General features: G+C 66.9%; 16 protein-coding genes. 14 read left to right on the top strand and 2 right to left on the bottom strand.

Going from position 1 to position 16,140, the window contains the following annotated elements; translation table 11 throughout:
• Positions 1-10 precede the first annotated feature (10 nt).
• Positions 11-1,036 carry an HTH-type transcriptional regulator GntR gene (gene gntR, locus ACFQPB_RS06445; protein WP_382220834.1) on the bottom strand — a complete coding sequence of 342 codons (1,026 nt, stop codon included), beginning with the start codon at positions 1,034-1,036 and terminating at the stop codon, positions 11-13.
• A 168-nt stretch (positions 1,037-1,204) separates the two neighbouring features.
• Between gntR and ACFQPB_RS06440 the strand changes: the two genes are divergently transcribed.
• From ACFQPB_RS06440 to yfiB, 10 genes are all read left to right on the top strand, one after another.
• Complete coding sequence (locus ACFQPB_RS06440) at positions 1,205-1,729, top strand: gluconokinase (protein WP_382220832.1); 525 nt, start codon at positions 1,205-1,207, stop codon at positions 1,727-1,729.
• Complete coding sequence (locus tag ACFQPB_RS06435) at positions 1,726-2,235, top strand: TRAP transporter small permease subunit (protein ID WP_382198740.1); 510 nt, start codon at positions 1,726-1,728, stop codon at positions 2,233-2,235. Before ACFQPB_RS06440 ends, ACFQPB_RS06435 begins: the two co-directional genes overlap by 4 nt.
• 2 nt (positions 2,236-2,237) lie before the next feature.
• Positions 2,238-3,530 carry a TRAP transporter large permease gene (locus ACFQPB_RS06430; RefSeq protein WP_382220829.1) on the top strand — a complete coding sequence of 431 codons (1,293 nt, stop codon included), beginning with the start codon at positions 2,238-2,240 and terminating at the stop codon, positions 3,528-3,530.
• A 45-nt stretch (positions 3,531-3,575) separates the two neighbouring features.
• Entirely contained in the window at positions 3,576-4,589 is a 1,014-nt protein-coding gene (locus ACFQPB_RS06425) for a TRAP transporter substrate-binding protein (RefSeq protein WP_382220826.1), read from the top strand.
• A gap of 72 nt (positions 4,590-4,661) precedes the next feature.
• Complete coding sequence (gene mutL / locus ACFQPB_RS06420; protein ID WP_382220823.1) at positions 4,662-6,569, top strand: DNA mismatch repair endonuclease MutL; 1,908 nt, start codon at positions 4,662-4,664, stop codon at positions 6,567-6,569.
• A 9-nt stretch (positions 6,570-6,578) separates the two neighbouring features.
• Positions 6,579-7,922, top strand: a complete 1,344-nt coding sequence (gene chrA / locus ACFQPB_RS06415; protein ID WP_382220821.1) for a chromate efflux transporter — start codon at positions 6,579-6,581, stop codon at positions 7,920-7,922.
• A gap of 114 nt (positions 7,923-8,036) precedes the next feature.
• On the top strand, positions 8,037-9,380 hold the full coding sequence (gdhA, locus tag ACFQPB_RS06410) for an NADP-specific glutamate dehydrogenase (protein ID WP_382220967.1): 1,344 nt from the start codon (positions 8,037-8,039) through the stop codon (positions 9,378-9,380).
• Between the two features lie 183 nt (positions 9,381-9,563).
• Positions 9,564-10,004 (top strand): regulatory sequestration protein YfiR, encoded by a 441-nt coding sequence (gene yfiR, locus ACFQPB_RS06405; RefSeq protein WP_382198735.1) that lies wholly within the window; start codon positions 9,564-9,566, stop codon positions 10,002-10,004.
• The gene (gene dgcN, locus ACFQPB_RS06400; protein ID WP_382220818.1) at positions 10,001-11,218 is read left to right on the top strand and encodes a diguanylate cyclase DgcN/YfiN; all 1,218 of its coding nucleotides are present in this window, start codon (positions 10,001-10,003) and stop codon (positions 11,216-11,218) included. Before yfiR ends, dgcN begins: the two co-directional genes overlap by 4 nt.
• 14 nt (positions 11,219-11,232) lie before the next feature.
• Entirely contained in the window at positions 11,233-11,790 is a 558-nt protein-coding gene (yfiB, locus tag ACFQPB_RS06395) for an outer membrane lipoprotein YfiB (RefSeq protein ID WP_382220816.1), read from the top strand.
• Between the two features lies 1 nt (position 11,791).
• Here yfiB and ACFQPB_RS06390 read toward each other — a convergent pair whose 3' ends face one another.
• The gene (locus ACFQPB_RS06390) at positions 11,792-12,196 is read right to left on the bottom strand and encodes an HIT family protein (protein ID WP_382198732.1); all 405 of its coding nucleotides are present in this window, start codon (positions 12,194-12,196) and stop codon (positions 11,792-11,794) included.
• 77 nt (positions 12,197-12,273) lie between these two features.
• Between ACFQPB_RS06390 and ACFQPB_RS06385 the strand changes: the two genes are divergently transcribed.
• From ACFQPB_RS06385 to ACFQPB_RS06370, 4 genes are all read left to right on the top strand, one after another.
• The gene (locus tag ACFQPB_RS06385) at positions 12,274-13,116 is read left to right on the top strand and encodes an alpha/beta hydrolase (RefSeq protein ID WP_382220813.1); all 843 of its coding nucleotides are present in this window, start codon (positions 12,274-12,276) and stop codon (positions 13,114-13,116) included.
• Positions 13,117-13,307: 191 nt separating this feature from the next.
• Positions 13,308-14,540, top strand: a complete 1,233-nt coding sequence (locus ACFQPB_RS06380) for a multidrug effflux MFS transporter (RefSeq protein ID WP_382220810.1) — start codon at positions 13,308-13,310, stop codon at positions 14,538-14,540.
• Entirely contained in the window at positions 14,537-15,484 is a 948-nt protein-coding gene (miaA, locus tag ACFQPB_RS06375) for a tRNA (adenosine(37)-N6)-dimethylallyltransferase MiaA (protein WP_382220807.1), read from the top strand. Before ACFQPB_RS06380 ends, miaA begins: the two co-directional genes overlap by 4 nt.
• Positions 15,477-16,136 (top strand): ABC transporter ATP-binding protein, encoded by a 660-nt coding sequence (locus ACFQPB_RS06370; RefSeq protein ID WP_382220805.1) that lies wholly within the window; start codon positions 15,477-15,479, stop codon positions 16,134-16,136. The genes miaA and ACFQPB_RS06370 overlap by 8 nt, the downstream gene beginning before the upstream one ends.
• Positions 16,137-16,140: the final 4 nt, after the last annotated feature.

Raw genomic sequence — 16,140 nt, 5'->3', positions numbered from 1 at the left:
CGACAGCCCTTCAGGTGCTGCCGCGCACCCGCAGTTCAAAGCCCAGATCGCGCGAACTGGGCTGCGGGCTTTCCCCCCGCATGAGGGCGAGCAGCATCTGCGCGCTGGCCTCGCCCACCGCCTTGCGGGGCGTGTGCACGGTGGTCAGCGGCGGCAACATCTGGTCGCTGCCGGCCAGGTCGTTGAACCCGGCCACCGCCACCTGCTGCGGCACCGCCACACCCAGCCGCAACGCCGCCAGCAAGCCACCTTGTGCGAGGTCATCGTTGTTGAAAAAGATGGCATCGCAATCGGGGTGGGCGCGCAGCAACTCGGCAAACAATTCGCCCCCCAGCCGCATGCTGGAAGGTTCGGGCACCAGGCGTTCGAGCTTGGGGTCGTACAGGCCGTGTTCACGCAGGCAGCGCCGATAGCCTTCAGCGCGCTGCAAGGTGCGCGGGTCGAGCTGGGCAGCGGCAAAAGCGATGCGCCGGCGCCCGCGCGCCACCAAATGGGCGGTGATGGCGTGGCCGGCATCCTGCTGTGAGAAGCCCACGCAGTACACATCCGGTGCTGGCGACAGCTCCATCAGGTGGACACAAGGCACGCCGCTGGCCGCCACCATCTGGCGTGCCGCGTCGGTGCGATCAAAGCCGGTGAGCAGCAGGCCGGCCGGCCGCTGCGCCAGGTAGGTGCGAAGCAGTTGCTCCTCCTCGTCAGGGCGGTAGTGCGTGACGCCGATCAGCGGCTGAAAACCCTGCGGCTGCAGTGTCCGGTGCACGGCGTCCAGCACGTCCACAAACAACGCGTTGGACAACAGAGGCACCAGCACCGGCACCAGGCTGCTGCGCTGCGACGCCAGGGCGCGGGCTGCCGGGTCGGGCACGTAGCCCAGTTGCTGCGCCGCCCGCTGCACCCGTGCCACCAGATCGGGGGCCACGCTGCGTTCGCCACGCAGGGCACGCGATGCGGTGATCGGGCTGACCGCCGCCAGCCGGGCCACCTCGTTGAGCGTGATGCGACCGCTTGAGCGGCGCTTGGGTTCGGCACGTTCCAAGGGTTTACCCTTTGTTGATGTGGAAAGATTGCTGCTAGGATAGCGCTGTCCAACGGCTTGAACAAGCCGTCAACACACAATTTTTCGTCAAGGCCTTCATTCAAGAAGCCTTGGTCTGCTTCCTTCACGGAAGCTCTTTTTTAAACGCATTGGATAGCGCTGTCCCACATGAACGAGTCGCCTGTATCGGTGTTTCTGGTGGTCATGGGCGTGGCCGGCTGTGGCAAGTCCAGCCTGGGGGCTGCCCTGGCGCAGGCCTGCGGCGTGCCCCTGATCGAGGGCGACGACCACCACAGCGGCACCAGCCGCGAAAAAATGCGCCTGGGTGTGGCCCTGACCGACGCTGACCGCGCCGGCTGGCTGCGCACCCTGGCCGAGCTGCTGCAGGCCCACCAACAGGGTGCGGTGCTCACCTGCTCGGCTCTCAAACGCGCCTACCGCGACCAGCTGCGCGCCGCCTGCCCAGGCCTGCGTTTTGTGTTTCTCGACATCGACCGCGAGGAGGCCGGCCAGCGTGTGGCGGCCCGTGCCGGCACCCACTTTTTTTCCAGCTCGCTGGTGGACAGCCAGTTCGCCACGCTGGAGCCGCCCGTGGGCGAGCCGGGCGTGTTGCGGTTGGACGCACGCCTGCCCCTGAACCAGCTGTGTGCCCAGACCGTGGCCTGGTTGCCGCACAAGGAGCTTGCACCATGAACCACCCCAACCCTGAGCAGCGGGAGCACCCGATGGTGCGCTGGGCCAGCAGCGCCATGGCCGTGTGCCTGGCTGTGATGGCCACCGCCGTGTTCGTCAACGTGGTGCTGCGCTACGGCTTTGGCAGTGGTGTGGCCGCCAGCGAGGAACTCTCGCGGCTGCTGTTTGTGTGGATGGTGTTCATTGGCGCCACGCTGGCCTACCCCGGCGGCGAGCACATGGCCTTCACCAGCCTGGCCGGCCTGCTCGCGGGGCGCCCGCTGGCCTTTGCCGCCGTCACCGCACTGATCCGACTGCTGGTCATTGCCGCCTGCGCCATGCTGGCCTGGGGCGCTTGGCAACAGGTGATCGTGGGCCTGGGCAGCCAGTCGGTGGTGATGGGGTACTCGGCCGCGCTGCTGCCGCTGCCGGCCCTGCTGTGTTCGGTGGCCATCGGTGTGATGGCCTTGTGGGAGTTGATTCAGCGCAAGCCGCTGGACCTGGGCCATGGCGCCGACGTGGAGTGATGATGAGCGCTGAAGCACAGGCCTTTGTGGTTTTTTCGGTGGGCATGCTGGTGCTCATGGGCACCGGCATGAACATGGCCCTGGCCCTGGTGTTGACCGGCGCCGGTATGGCTTGGGTGCTGGACTTCTGGGACACCCAGCTGCTGGCCCAGAACCTGGTGTCCGGCGTGGACAGCTTTCCCTTGCTTGCAGTGCCTTTTTTCATCCTGGCCGGCGAGCTGATGAACGCAGGCGGCATCAGCCGCCGCATCATCGACATGGCCCAGGCATGGGTGGGCCATGTGCGTGGCGGCCTGGGCTACGTGGCCATTGGCGCTGCGGTGTTGATGGCCAGCATGAGCGGCTCGGCACTGGCCGACACGGCGGCTCTGGCCACCATTCTGCTGCCCATGATGCGCCAGCAGGGCTACCCCATGAACACCTCGGCCGGCCTGATCGCCTCGGGCGGCATCATCGCGCCCATCATCCCGCCGTCCATGCCCTTCGTGATCTACGGCGTCACCACCAACACCTCCATCTCGGCGCTGTTCATTTCGGGCATCGTGCCCGGTCTGCTGATGGGTGCGGGGCTGATCTTTGCGTGGCGCTGGGTGCTGCGTGGGCTGAACCTGCCCCAAGGCGAGCCCTTGCCGCTGCGCGAACGCCTGCGTGTCACCGCACGCGCTTTCTGGGCATTGCTCATGCCCCTGATCATCATCGGCGGCATGAAATCCGGCGTGTTCACGCCCACCGAAGCCGCCGTGGTGGCCGCCTTCTACGCGCTGTTTGTGGCCCTGTTCGTGCACCGCGAGATGAAGTTCAGCGCGGTGCATGGCGTGCTGGTGCGCGCCGCCAAAACCACCTCCATCGTCATGTTCCTGTGCGCCGGTGCCCAGGTGGCCAGCTACATGATCACCTTGGCCGATCTGCCCAATCTGCTCACGGGCTGGCTCGGCCCCATGGTGGAGAACCCCCGCCTGCTGATGGCCGTGATGATGCTGGTGCTGGTGCTGATCGGCACGGCGTTGGATCTCACGCCCACCATCCTCATCTTCGCCCCGGTGATGTTGCCCATCGCCGTCAAGGCCGGCATCGACCCGGTGTACTTTGGCCTGATGTTTGTGCTCAACGGGGCCATTGGACTGATCACGCCGCCCGTGGGCACCGTGCTCAACGTAGTGGCGGGCGTCGGGCGCATCTCGCTGCCCAGCGTCATCCGTGGCGTCAACCCCTTCCTCGTCACCTACGTGGCCATCCTCGTGCTGCTGGTGGTGTTTCCGCAGATCGTCATCGAGCCGGTGCGCTGGATGCGATGACCTGAAACCTGTTTTTCACCCGACCTCAACCCCAAGGAGACTTCCATGACAACCTTCCGCCGCACCCTGCTGGCCGCCGTGTCCGCCGCCACCCTGGTGGCGTCTTTCGGCGCCATCGCACAAGACATCAAGCCGCGCATCATCCGTTTTGGCTACGGCCTCAACGAGGTGTCCAACCAGGGCCGCGCGGTCAAGCTGTTTGCAGAAGAGGTGGAAAAAGCCTCGGGCGGCAAGATGAAGGTGCGCGCTGTCGGCGCCGCCGCCCTGGGTTCAGACGCGCAGATGCAGCAGGCCTTGATCGGCGGCGCGCAGGAAATGATGGTGGGCTCCACCGCCACGCTGGTGGGCATCACCAAAGAAATGGCGATCTGGGACACGCCTTTCCTGTTCAACAACGCCAAGGAAGCCGATGTGGTGCTCGACGGCCCCGTGGGCCAGAAGGTGATGGACAAGCTGCAGGAAAAAGGTTTGGTGGGCCTGGTGTACTGGGAAAACGGCTTCCGCAACCTCACCAACAACAAACGCGCGGTGAACAAGCTGGAAGACCTCGACAGCATCAAGCTGCGCGTCATGCCCAACCCGGTGTTCCTGGAAAGCTTCAAAACCCTGGGCGCCAATGCCGTGCCGCTGTCCTTCTCGGAGCTGTTCACCGCGCTGGAAACCAAAGCCGTGGATGGCCAGGAGAACCCGTACAACACCATCCTCTCCAGCAAGTTCTACGAGGTGCAGAAGTACCTGACCGTGACCAACCACGTCTACAGCCCGTGGATCGTGCTGGTCAGCAAGAAGTACTGGGACGGCCTGAGCAAAGCCGAACAAAAGGTGCTGCTGGACGCCGCCGTCAAGAGCCGCGACTTTGAGCGCAAGGACACCCGCGAAGAAGCCGCCAAGGCCCTGGCCGAACTCAAGGCCAAGGGCATGCAGGTCAACGAGCTGACGCCCACCGAAACCAACCGCATGCGCGAGAAGCTCAGCGCCATCAACGCCAGCATCGCCGCCAACGTGGGCGAAGCCCTGTGGAAAGAGACACAGGCGGCTGTGGCACAGGCACGCAAGTAAACACCTGGCCGGTTGGGCCAACCACCAGCCGGCCCCTGGGCCGGCTTTTTTGTGGCCGCCTAAAATTCCCGCGTGAACGCACCCGAATCCGCGCCCCGGCACGCCCAACGCCGCACCATTCTTGAACTCCCCGACGAGCTGATCAGCCAGATTGCCGCTGGCGAGGTGGTGGAGCGCCCCGCCTCGGTGGTGCGTGAGTTGGTGGACAACGCCCTGGACGCGGGCGCGCACCACGTCACCGTGCGGCTGCTGGCCGGCGGGGTGCGGCTGATTGCGGTGGAGGACGACGGCCAGGGCATCCCACGCAACGAGCTGCCGGTGGCGCTCAAGCGCCATGCCACCAGCAAGATCCGCTCGCTCGACGAGCTCGAATCGGTGGGCACCATGGGTTTTCGCGGCGAGGCGCTGGCGGCCATCGCCTCGGTGGCCGAGCTCAGCCTGCTCTCGCGCACACCGCCTGGCGACAGCGCCGACGCCGAACACGCCTGGCTGCTCAACGCCCGCACCGGCGAACTCAGCCCCGCGCCGCGCGGCGTGGGCACCAGCGTGGAGGTGCGCGAGCTGTTCTACGCCACGCCCGCGCGGCGCAAATTCCTCAAGACCGATGCCACCGAGCTGGCCCATTGTGTGGAAGCCGTGCGCCGCCACGCACTGGCCCGGCCCGACGTGGGTTTTGCCATCTGGCACGAAGGCAAACTGGTGGAGCAGTGGCGCGCTGCGCCGCCCGGCGCCAGCCCCGAAGACAGCATGGCGCAACGCCTGGGCGATGTGCTGGGCCGCGAGTTCCTCGACAACAGCCTACCGGTGGCCTGGCGCAGCAGCAGCGACCACCCCCACCCCATACGCGTGTGGGGCCGCGTGGGCCTGCCCGACTTCGCGCGTACACGCGCAGACCAACAGTTTGCCTACGTGAACGGCCGTTTTGTTCGCGACAAGGTGGTGAGCCACGCCGCCCGCGCCGCCTTTGAAGACGTGTTGCACGGCCAGCGCCAGCCGGTGTACGCCCTGTTCATGGAAATCGACCCGCGCCGCGTGGATGTGAACGTGCACCCCACCAAAATCGAGGTGCGCTTTCGCGACAGCCGCGAGGTGCACCAGGCGGTGCGCCACGCGGTGGAGGACACACTGGCCGCGTCCCGTGCAGGCCAGCCGGTGGCGGCCACCCCAACAGCGGTGCCGGTGGTGAACCTGGTGTCGCCTGCCTGGCAAAGCCCGCTGCCGCTGTCCGAACGGCCCGCGCCCAGCCCGTTTCTGTACCGCCCCACCACCCCACCCGAGGTGGGCCACCGTGTGCACGACCTGGGCGCCTTGTGGTCGGTGGCATCGCCCATGCCAACACCCGAACCGCCGGCGCCTGTGCCGGCCGCCGAAGCACCGCCCACCGACACCTGGCCGCTGGGCCGCGCCATCGCACAACTGCACGGCGTCTACATCCTGGCCGAAAACGCCCAGGGCCTGGTGCTGGTGGACATGCACGCCGCCCACGAGCGCATCGTCTACGAGCGCCTCAAACAGCAGCTTGATGCCGGCCCAGAAGCTGCGCTGGCCAGCCAGCCGCTGTTGATCCCGGCCACCTTCGCTGCCACCCCGGCCGAGGTGGCCACGGCAGAAGCCAGTGCCGAGGGCTTGTTGCAGCTGGGGCTGGAAATCACGCCGTTTTCGCCCCAGACGCTGGCGGTGCGCGCCGTGCCCGCCACGCTGGCGCAAGGCGACGCGGTGGCGCTGGCGCGCAGTGTGTTGGCCGAACTGGGCCAGCATGAAGCCAGCACCGTGGTGCAACGCGCCCGCAACGAATTGCTGGCCACCATGGCCTGCCATGGCGCCGTGCGCGCCAACCGCCGGCTCACGCTGGAGGAAATGAACGCCTTGCTGCGCCAAATGGAAACCACGGAACGCGCCGACCAATGCAACCACGGCCGGCCCACCTGGCGCCAGCTGTCCATGCGCGAGCTCGACGGCCTCTTTCTGCGCGGGCGCTGAGCCAATGCGATGAGCACACCGCATCCCACCGAACGCCCCGCTCCCGTGGGCTTTGCCGAGGCCCTGCGCTTCTGGCTCAAGCTGGGTTTCATCAGCTTTGGCGGCCCGGCCGGGCAGATCGCCATCATGCACGCCGAACTGGTCGAGCGCCGCCGCTGGATCAGTGAAAAGCGCTTTCTGCACGCACTCAACTACTGCATGCTGCTGCCCGGCCCCGAGGCCCAGCAGTTGGCCACCTACATCGGCTGGCTGATGCACCGCAGCTGGGGCGGCATCGTGGCCGGCGGGTTGTTCGTGCTGCCTTCCCTGTTCATCTTGATCGCCTTGTCGTGGGTGTACCTGGCGTTTGGCAGCGTGCCGGTGGTGGCCGGCCTGTTCTACGGCATCAAGCCGGCCGTGACGGCCCTGGTGTTGCACGCGGCCCACCGCATCGGCACCCGTGCGCTCAAGAATGGCTGGATGTGGGGCATTGCGGCGGCCTCGTTCGTTGCCATCTTCGCTTTCGACACGCCCTTTCCCGCCCTCGTGGCGGCGGCCGCGCTGATCGGCTGGCTGGGCTCGCGCCACGCGCCCGCGGTGTTTGCGCTGGGCGGTGGCCACAGCGGCGCACACCAGGGCTATGGCCCGGCCCTCATCGACGACAACACGCCCACACCCGCCCACGCGCGCTTCTCGCGCGCCCACCTGCTCAAGGTGCTGGCCGTCGGTGCCGGCCTGTGGCTGGCCGTGATGGGCGCACTGCTGGCCTGGCAGGGCTGGGACGCCACGCTCACACAGATGGGTTGGTTTTTCAGCAAGGCCGCTTTGCTGACCTTTGGCGGCGCCTACGCGGTGTTGCCTTATGTGTACCAGGGCGCGGTCGAAACCTTCCAGTGGCTCAGCGGCACACAAATGATCGATGGCCTGGCGCTGGGCGAAACCACGCCAGGGCCGCTCATCATGGTGGTGGCCTTCGTGGGTTTTGTGGGTGGCTGGCAGCAGGCCGTGTTGGGGCAGGACGCGCTGTTCCTGGGTGCGTCGCTCGCCGCCACGCTCGTCACCTTCTTCACCTTCCTGCCGTCCTTCGTTTTCATCCTCGCCGGTGGACCGCTGGTGGAAACCACCCACGGCAAGCTGGGCTTCACCGCGCCGCTGTCGGCCATCACCGCCGCCGTGGTGGGCGTCATCCTGAATCTGGCGTTGTTCTTCGCCTACCACGTGTGGTGGCCACAAGGCTGGGACGGGCGCTTCGACGCCGCCTCGGCCCTGATCACCGTGGCCGCCACAGTGGCGCTTTTCCGGTTCAAAACCGGCGTTTTTTCGCTGCTCGGCGCCTGCGCGGCCGTTGGGCTGGGCATCACCTTGCTGCGCTGATGCAGCAGATCCCACCATTCGCACCACTAAAGTGCAAAACATTGCCAATTTCCTCATTTCGGTTGACGAAATGCACGTTTCGCATAATGTCATGCACTTTTATGGAGCATGACTTTGAAATACGCATCGGTTCACCAGTTTCTTGAGCATGTCGCGCAGCACAACCCCGGCCAGCCCGAATTCCACCAGGCCGTGGGCGAAGTGATGGAGAGCCTCTGGCCCTTCATCCAGCGCCACCCCAAATACGCGGAGCAAGGCCTGCTGGACCGTCTGGTCGAGCCCGAGCGCATCGTCATGTTCCGCATCTCCTGGGTCAACGACCACGGGGACGTGCAAGTCAACCGCGGCTACCGCATCCAGCACAGCTCGGCCATCGGCCCCTACAAGGGCGGCATGCGCTTCCACCCGTCGGTCAACCTGTCCATCCTCAAGTTCCTGGCCTTCGAGCAGACCTTCAAAAACGCCTTGACCACCCTGCCCATGGGCGGCGGCAAGGGCGGCTCCGACTTCGACCCCAAAGGCAAAAGCCCCGGCGAGGTGATGCGTTTCTGCCAGGCACTGGTGAGCGAACTCTTCCGCCACGTGGGCGCCGACACCGACGTGCCGGCCGGCGACATCGGCGTGGGCGGACGTGAAGTCGGCTACATGGCCGGCATGATGAAAAAGCTCAGCAACCGGGCCGACTGCGTGTTCACCGGCAAGGGCCTGAGCTTCGGCGGCTCGCTGATCCGCCCCGAGGCCACCGGCTACGGCACGGTGTACTTCGCGCAGGAGATGCTGAAACAGAAAGGCATGTCGTTTGATGGCCTGCGCGTGAGCGTGTCGGGCTCGGGCAACGTGGCGCAGTACGCGGTGGAAAAAGCCATGGCGCTGGGCGCCAAGGTGGTCACCGTGTCGGACTCCAGCGGCACCGTGATCGACGAAGCCGGCTTCACGCCCGAAAAGCTGGCCGAGCTGATGGACGTGAAAAACCACCTGTACGGCCGCGTGAGCGACTACGCCGCCCGCACCAAAACCCATTTTGAAGCCGGCATGCGCCCCTGGGCCGTGCCAGTGGACGTGGCCCTGCCCTGCGCCACACAAAACGAGCTGGACGCCCAAGATGCACGCACCCTGCTGGCCAACGGCGTGAAGTGTGTGGCCGAGGGCGCCAACATGCCCACCACGCTGGACGCCGTGCGCGTGTTTGAGGATGCCGGCGTGTTGTACGCCCCCGGCAAAGCCAGCAACGCCGGTGGCGTGGCCACTTCGGGCCTGGAGATGAGCCAGAACGCCATGCGCCTGAGCTGGCCGAGCGAGGAAGTGGACCAGCGCCTGCACGGCATCATGGTCGGCATCCACCAGGCTTGCTTGCAACACGGCCGCCGTGCCGATGGTTCGGTCAGCTACGTGGACGGCGCGAACATCGCAGGTTTCGTGAAGGTGGCCGACGCCATGCTGGCGCAGGGTGTGATCTGAAGCCCGGGCGGCATGGCCGCCCTATCTCTCGCCACAGGACGTCGTTACACTGTTCACAAGATGACGCGAAATCGACGGGTGGGATCCAGGAAAACGCGCTGGGCGTGGCTCACAGGGCTTTGGCTGGTGTGGGCAGCCGGTGCGGCCTGGGGCCAAGTAGGCTCTCTCCCACCGGCCGTTGGGGTGTCCACCACAGTGGTTGGCATCCTCAGCTACGTGCGCTGGCCTGCCGAGGTGACCGACGTGAACCTCTGTGTCGTCGGGCCATCGGACCACACCGACGAGCTGCTGCGCGTGCAGTCCACTGAAATCGCACCGCAGCGGCGGCTGCGCATCAGCCGCCAGTCGGTCGACGCCGAATTGGTGCCGACCAGTTGTCAGGTTGTCTACCTCGGCACACTTGACGATGTCGCTTGGCAATCCCTGTTGCGTCGCCTCGGCCCGCGCCCCATCGTCACAATGGGTGAACGCAGAGAACAGTGCCTGGCTGGCGGCATGTTCTGCCTCGACGTACAGCCGAATTCGATCGCGTTTGAAGTCAATCTCGACTCGCTGGCCCGGGGTGGGGTCCGGGTGCATCCCAACGTGCTGCAATTGGCCCGGCGCAAGGCGCGAACGCCATGAACCCCACGCCACGCCAAGCCGAACCGTCCATGCCGAGTTTGCGCGCCGAACTGCGGCGGGCGCACCTGACGCTGATCGTGGTGTCGGTGGTGCTGGCCGGCGGCCTGCTGACAGCGCTGGCCTGGGGCGCCTTGCGCACACACGCCATGCACAACCTCCAGCTGCTCAGCCGCACCGTGGGCTACACGGTGGAAGCGGCCTTGGTTTTCAACGACAAGGAGGCGGCGACCGAAGCACTCAATACCGTGCTGCGCGACGAAAGCGTGGCCGAGGTGCGCTTGTTCGATGCCTCGGGACAGCCCTTCGCCCACTGGCGCGCACAGGCCGGTGGCCTGTGGTCGGAAGCGGCCCAGGCCTTGTGGCCCACCCCCATTGAAATGGCTCTGGAGCGCGACGGCAAGGTGCTGGGGCGACTCTTCCTGCGTGGCGACGGCTCCGAGCTGCTGCGCTTTCTGCTGACGGTGGTGGCTGTGGTGTTGGGGTGTTTGGCGGCCACGGCCTGGCTGGCCCTTCGTCTGGGCCAGCGCATGATGGGGCACATCGTTGGCCCACTGCAGGCCATGGTCGAAGTGGCGCACGCGGTGCGACACGATCGGGCCATGCACCGCCGCGTGCCAGCAGCCGGCGTGGCTGAACTGCAGGCCTTTGGCAACGACTTCAATGCACTGCTCGATGAACTGGCACTGCGAGAAGCCGCACTCGAACAGGAAAACGCCCACCTGGCCCACCGCGCCGAGCACGATGCGCTGACCAAACTGCCCAACCGGGCCGCCTTCGACCACGCACTGGAGGCTGCTGTGGCGCGAGCCCATGCCACTCAAGGCCAGTTGGCGGTGTTATTTGTGGACTGCGATCGATTCAAGCAAATCAACGACACCCGAGGCCACGCGGCAGGCGACGCCGTGCTGCGCGAGGTGGCACAACGCCTTCGCGCACAAGTGCGAGACAACGACATCGTGGCCCGGTTGGGGGGCGACGAATTTGCGGTACTGATCGCACCTGTGCGCGACTTCGCACGGGTGCACGGCATCGTGACCGCACTGGAGCACGCTATGTTGTTACCCATTGCGGCGCCCGAAGGCCCACCTTTGCAGATGGCCCTGTCAATTGGCGTGGCGCTGTACCCGGAGCACGGAACGAGCGCCAGCGCATTGCTGCACAAAGCCGACAACGAGATGTACCGCGTGAAGCGACAGCGCGCGCAGGTCGCCTGACCCAGGAGGATTTCATGTCAATACAAGGTTTGCCCAAGCACCCCAATCCACCCACGCCGCGGCGCCTTTTTGTGGCCGCCAGTGGTGCCTGCTGTCTGGCGCTGTTGGGATGTCAATCCGCACCCCAACCCAAGTCTGCGACAGCGCCCAAATCGCCATCCCGTCTGAAAGACGAACAACTTCAGGTGTTGCGCCAAGCGGGTTTTCGCGAGACGGACGACGGCTGGGAGTTGGGGCTGAGCGTGAAGATCCTGTTCGACCTCAACAACGCACGTGTGAACGAAAGCTCGCGCGAGGCCATCGTCAAGCTCGGGCGGCAGTTGCGGGCAGTCCAGATCCTGAAACTGCGGGTGGACGGGCACACCGACAATTCGGGCACGCGGGCTCACAACGAACAGTTGTCCCTGCGCCGAGCCGAGGCGGTGGGCGACGCCTTGACTTTGGCGGGCTACGCCGCCACCGAGCTTCAACTCAGGGGGCTGGGTGCCCAGTTTCCCGTGGCGGACAACAGCACCCCCGAAGGCCGGGCCGACAACCGCCGCGTGGCGATTGTCGTGCCAGCCCTGCCGTGATTCACAGCACGATGCGGGCAGCCAGCGCCTGCAGCTCGGCCAGCGGCGGGTCTTTGCGTGGCCACACGAGCTCGGCCCCGTCGTTGGCATAACGCGGCAGCACGTGCACATGCACGTGGGGCACGGTCTGCCAGCCGGCGGGTTTGTTGGTTTGCAGCAGCGTCATGCCCTCGGGCTGGAAGGTGGCCTGCACCACCTTGGCCACGCGGGTGGCAACGGCAAACAGGTGGGCGGCTTCGGCCTCGGCCAGTTCCATCACGGTTTCCACCTGGCGTTTGGTGGCCACCAACACGTGGCCGGGGTTGACCTGACCCGCGTCCATGAAAGCAATCACCTGCTCGTCCTCGAACACGATGGCGGCCGGGATTTCGCGGCGGACGATGCGGGTGAAGACACTGTCGGTCATGATGTGCAGACGGTAAATGCGGACATGGCGGCCATTCTGCCCTGAACTTTTCGCCTCCGCGCCGCTCCGACCTCCCCATGAAACGTCTGCTGCTTGTATTGATCGCCGCTGTGGGCTTGCTGGCCGGCTGCGCCACGCTGGACGAAAAACAGCGCCAGTGGATCTTCCAGCCGTCTGACCGCAGTTGGTCGCGCGGCGCCGAGGCGGCTGCCGGCATGAGCGATGTGTGGATCGAGTTCGCTTCCCGCGAGAGCGGTCAGCCGGTCAAGCTGCACGGCCTGTGGGCGCCCCACGCCGACTTCGAGCGCCGCGCCGACGCACCCATCCTGCTCTACCTGCACGGCGCGCGCTGGAACGTGACCGGCTCGGCCTTTCGCATGCAACGCATGCAGGAGCTGGGTTTTTCGGTGCTCGGCATCGACTACCGGGGTTTCGGCAAAAGCACGGCCGACCTGCCCTCGGAGGCCATGGCCTACGAAGACGCCCGCGCCGCGTGGGACTGGCTGGGCAAAACCTACCCCGGCCGGCCGCGCTACATCTTCGGTCACTCGCTGGGCGGGGCCATCGCCATCGATTTGGCCGCGCAGGTGGGCGATGAAGCGGGCACCCTGGTGGAAGGCACCTTCACGTCCATCCCCGACGTGGTCAGCTCTTTCAAGTGGGGCTGGCTGCCGGTGTCGCCTTTGATCACCCAGCGGTTTGAGGCGGTGCAACGCGTGCCCGCCATCGGCTCGCCCTTGCTGGTGGTGCATGGCAGCAACGACCGGCTCATCCCGCCCGCACTCGGCCAGCGCCTGTTTGATGCCGCCACCGGCAAAAAAGCCTTTGTGCTGGTGGAAGGCGGCTCGCACCACAACACCAACTCGGTGGGGCAGGCACAGTACCGTGTGGCGATTGCGGAGTTGTTTGGCCTGCGTTGAAAGTCCTCACGCGCGGAAGACCGTTTCGCCGCCGGGCCGCCCCAAGGCGAAACAGCCCCCTTGGGGGGCAGCGACCCGCGCAGCGGTGGAGCCCCGGGCCGCACCCGAAGGGTGCGGGACGCAAGGGGGCAGTCGTTGCGTCCGCATCTGCTACCCTCAGCCGGATGCCTTCTTCGCCGAATTCCAACGCCATGTCGCCAGCACTGGTGGTGCTGGTGCTCACCTTGATGCTGGGTCTGCAGCCTATCACCACCGACCTGTACCTGCCCGCCCTGCCCGCCCTCACCCAGGGTTTTGGCGCACCCATGTCGCAGGCGCAGCTCACGCTCACCGCGCTGCTGCTGGCGTTTGGTCTGTCACAACTGGTGTGGGGGCCACTGTCCGACCGCTTCGGCCGCCGCCCGGTGCTGCTGGCCGGCATGCTTGCCTATGTGCTCGCCTCCATCGGCTGCACCGTGGCCAGCAGCATGGAGCAGCTCATCGCCTGGCGCACGGTGCAAGGTGCGGCCATGGGCGCGGGCGTGATGTGCGCGCGCGCCATCGTGCGCGACCTCTACACCCCGGCCGAAGGCGCGCGCGCCATGTCCAAGGGCTTGTCAGGCCTGGGGGTGATCGCGTTTCTCAGCCCACCGTTGGGCGGGTTGTTGTCCGACGCGTTCGGCTGGCGCATGGCGCTGTTGGCGCTGGCCCTGTTTGGCGCGGTGGCGTTGGTGCTCATCGTCTGGCGCTTTGAGGAAACCGTGCCGGCCCGCAACCCAAACGCGCTCCAACCCGGCAACCTGCTGCGCACCTGGGCGCACATCCTGCGCAGCCCCACCTTCTGGGCCTACGCCTTGCTCACGGCCGCCTCCTACGGCGGGCTGTTCACCTTTCTGGCCGCGTCGTCGTTTGTCTTCATCCAGGTGCTGGGCTTAAGCAAAACCGCCTACGGGCTGGTGATGAGCACGGTGTCGCTGTCCTACATCGCCGGCACCTTCGTCTGCCGCCGCCTGTTGCCCCGCCTGGGCGTGCGCCGCACGGTGCGTCTGGCGGCAGCCCTCACGCTCACGGGAGGCACGCTGGTGGGCGTGCTGCCGCTGCTGGGCGTGCAAAGCGTGTGGGCCATCGTGCTGCCCTTCTACCTGTTCATGATCGCGCACGGCGTGCACCAGCCCTGTGGCCAGAGCGGCGCCGTGGGGCCCTTCCCGCAGGCCGCAGGCGCGGCTTCGGCGCTGAGCGGTTTTCTCATCACCGTGGTGGCCTTTGCCATGGGCGGCTGGTTGGGCCAAAACATGCAAATGGGCGCCGGGGGTTCGGTGCTGCCGCTGACGAATGGCATCTGGTTCTGGGCCGCTGCCATTGCCCTGGCCGCCTGGACGCTGGTGTGGCGCTTCGGCGAACCACAAACACCGCCCCAGCGCGTGGCAGAGGCTGCTGCACCATGAGCACCCGTTGGCTGGGCCTGACCGGCCCCACCGCCAGCGGCAAAACCGCCGCCGCACTCGCCATCGCCCAGCGCTGGCCGGTGGAAATCATCAGCGTCGATTCGGCCCTGGTCTACCGGGGCATGGACATCGGCACCGCCAAGCCCAGCGCCGCCGAGCTGGCCGCCGTGCCCCACCACCTGATCGACATCCGCGATCCGCTGGACGCCTACAGCGCCGCCGAATTTGTGCGCGACGCCACCCGGCTGCGCGACGACATCACCGCGCGTGGCCGCGTGCCGCTGCTGGTGGGCGGCACCATGCTCTACCTCAAGGCCCTGCTCGACGGCATCGACGACATGCCGCCCGCGCAGCCTGACGTGCGCGCCGCCATTGAAGCCGAGGCCCAGGCCCAGGGCTGGCCGGCCCTGCACGCCCAACTGGCCCAGGTGGACCCCGCCACCGCCGCCCGCCTGGCGCCCAACGATTCACAGCGCATCTCGCGCGCGCTGGAGGTGTTCCGCGTCAGCGGCCAGCCCATCTCGGCCCTGCAACAAGGTGCGCGCAAGGGCGCCTGGCCACTGCCGGCCGGGGCCTTGCTGTCGTTGGAGCCCACCGACCGCGCCTGGTTGCACGCCCGTATCGCGCAGCGTTTCGACGCCATGCTGGCGGCCGGATTTCTGGACGAAGTGAAGGTGCTGCGCGCGCGCGGCGACCTGCACCCCGACCTGCCCAGCATGCGATGCGTGGGCTACCGCCAGGCCTGGGAAGCGCTGGACGCAGGCGCGCCCGCCGCGCTGCAGCAGCTGCGCGAACAAGGCATCGCCGCCACCCGCCAGTTGGCCAAGCGCCAGATCACCTGGCTGCGCAGCATGCCGCAGCGCACACCCATTGCCTGCGAAGCGCCCGACGCGCTGGCGCAGGTGTTGCAACACGCCGCCCGGCACCTGGACGCCCATGGCTGAGGCCGTTGTTGAGGTTGAAGGCCTGGCCAAACGCTACGGCGCCAGCACCGTGTTTGAAGGTGTGAGCCTGCGCGTGAAACCCGGCGAGAGCGTGGCCATCGTGGGCGAATCGGGCGTGGGCAAATCCACCCTGCTCAACTGCCTGGCCGGCCTCGACACCTGGGACGCCGGTGAGGTGCACCTGTGTGGCCACCCCTTGAGCGCCCTGGACGACAACGCCCGCGCCCTGCTGCGGCGCGACCGCGTGGGCTTCGTCTTCCAGGCCTTCCACGTGTTGCCCCACCTGGACGTGGCACAAAACGTGGCCCTGCCCCTGCTGCTGCAACAGCGCCCCGACAACGCCCGCGTGGCCGAGGTGCTGCGCGCCGTGGGGCTGGGCGATCTGGGCGCGCGCCTGCCTCAGCAACTCTCGGGCGGGCAACTGCAACGTGTGGCCATCGCCCGCGCCCTGGTGCACCGCCCCGCCCTCATCCTGGCCGACGAGCCGACCGGCAACCTCGACCCCGCCACGGCCACCCACGTGCTGGACCTGCTGCTGGCGCAGACCCAACAACACGGCGCCGCCCTGGTGTTGGTCACCCACTCCGACCACGCAGCGGCACGCACCCAACGCCTGCTGCGCCTGAGCGCCAACGGCATCACCGAACATTGAACCG

Origin of the sequence: Hydrogenophaga atypica (genome assembly GCF_042665215.1) — a bacterium.
Lineage (GTDB): Bacteria > Pseudomonadota > Gammaproteobacteria > Burkholderiales > Burkholderiaceae_C > Hydrogenophaga > Hydrogenophaga defluvii_A.
The sequence above is the reverse complement of the archived record's forward strand: the minus strand, read 5'-3'. Positions and strand labels throughout refer to the sequence as shown.

What these genes read in the sequence shown, in the direction of transcription:
- ACFQPB_RS06440 (WP_382220832.1), top strand. Translation starts at nt 1,205, where the DNA reads ATGAACGAGTCGCCTGTATCGGTGTTTCTGGTGGTCATGGGCGTGGCC.
- ACFQPB_RS06435 (WP_382198740.1), top strand. Translation starts at nt 1,726, where the DNA reads ATGAACCACCCCAACCCTGAGCAGCGGGAGCACCCGATGGTGCGCTGG.
- ACFQPB_RS06430 (WP_382220829.1), top strand. Translation starts at nt 2,238, where the DNA reads ATGAGCGCTGAAGCACAGGCCTTTGTGGTTTTTTCGGTGGGCATGCTG.
- ACFQPB_RS06425 (WP_382220826.1), top strand. Translation starts at nt 3,576, where the DNA reads ATGACAACCTTCCGCCGCACCCTGCTGGCCGCCGTGTCCGCCGCCACC.
- chrA (WP_382220821.1), top strand. Translation starts at nt 6,579, where the DNA reads ATGAGCACACCGCATCCCACCGAACGCCCCGCTCCCGTGGGCTTTGCC.
- dgcN (WP_382220818.1), top strand. Translation starts at nt 10,001, where the DNA reads ATGAACCCCACGCCACGCCAAGCCGAACCGTCCATGCCGAGTTTGCGC.
- yfiB (WP_382220816.1), top strand. Translation starts at nt 11,233, where the DNA reads ATGTCAATACAAGGTTTGCCCAAGCACCCCAATCCACCCACGCCGCGG.
- ACFQPB_RS06390 (WP_382198732.1), bottom strand. Translation starts at nt 12,196, where the DNA reads ATGACCGACAGTGTCTTCACCCGCATCGTCCGCCGCGAAATCCCGGCC.
- ACFQPB_RS06385 (WP_382220813.1), top strand. Translation starts at nt 12,274, where the DNA reads ATGAAACGTCTGCTGCTTGTATTGATCGCCGCTGTGGGCTTGCTGGCC.
- ACFQPB_RS06380 (WP_382220810.1), top strand. Translation starts at nt 13,308, where the DNA reads ATGTCGCCAGCACTGGTGGTGCTGGTGCTCACCTTGATGCTGGGTCTG.
- miaA (WP_382220807.1), top strand. Translation starts at nt 14,537, where the DNA reads ATGAGCACCCGTTGGCTGGGCCTGACCGGCCCCACCGCCAGCGGCAAA.
- ACFQPB_RS06370 (WP_382220805.1), top strand. Translation starts at nt 15,477, where the DNA reads ATGGCTGAGGCCGTTGTTGAGGTTGAAGGCCTGGCCAAACGCTACGGC.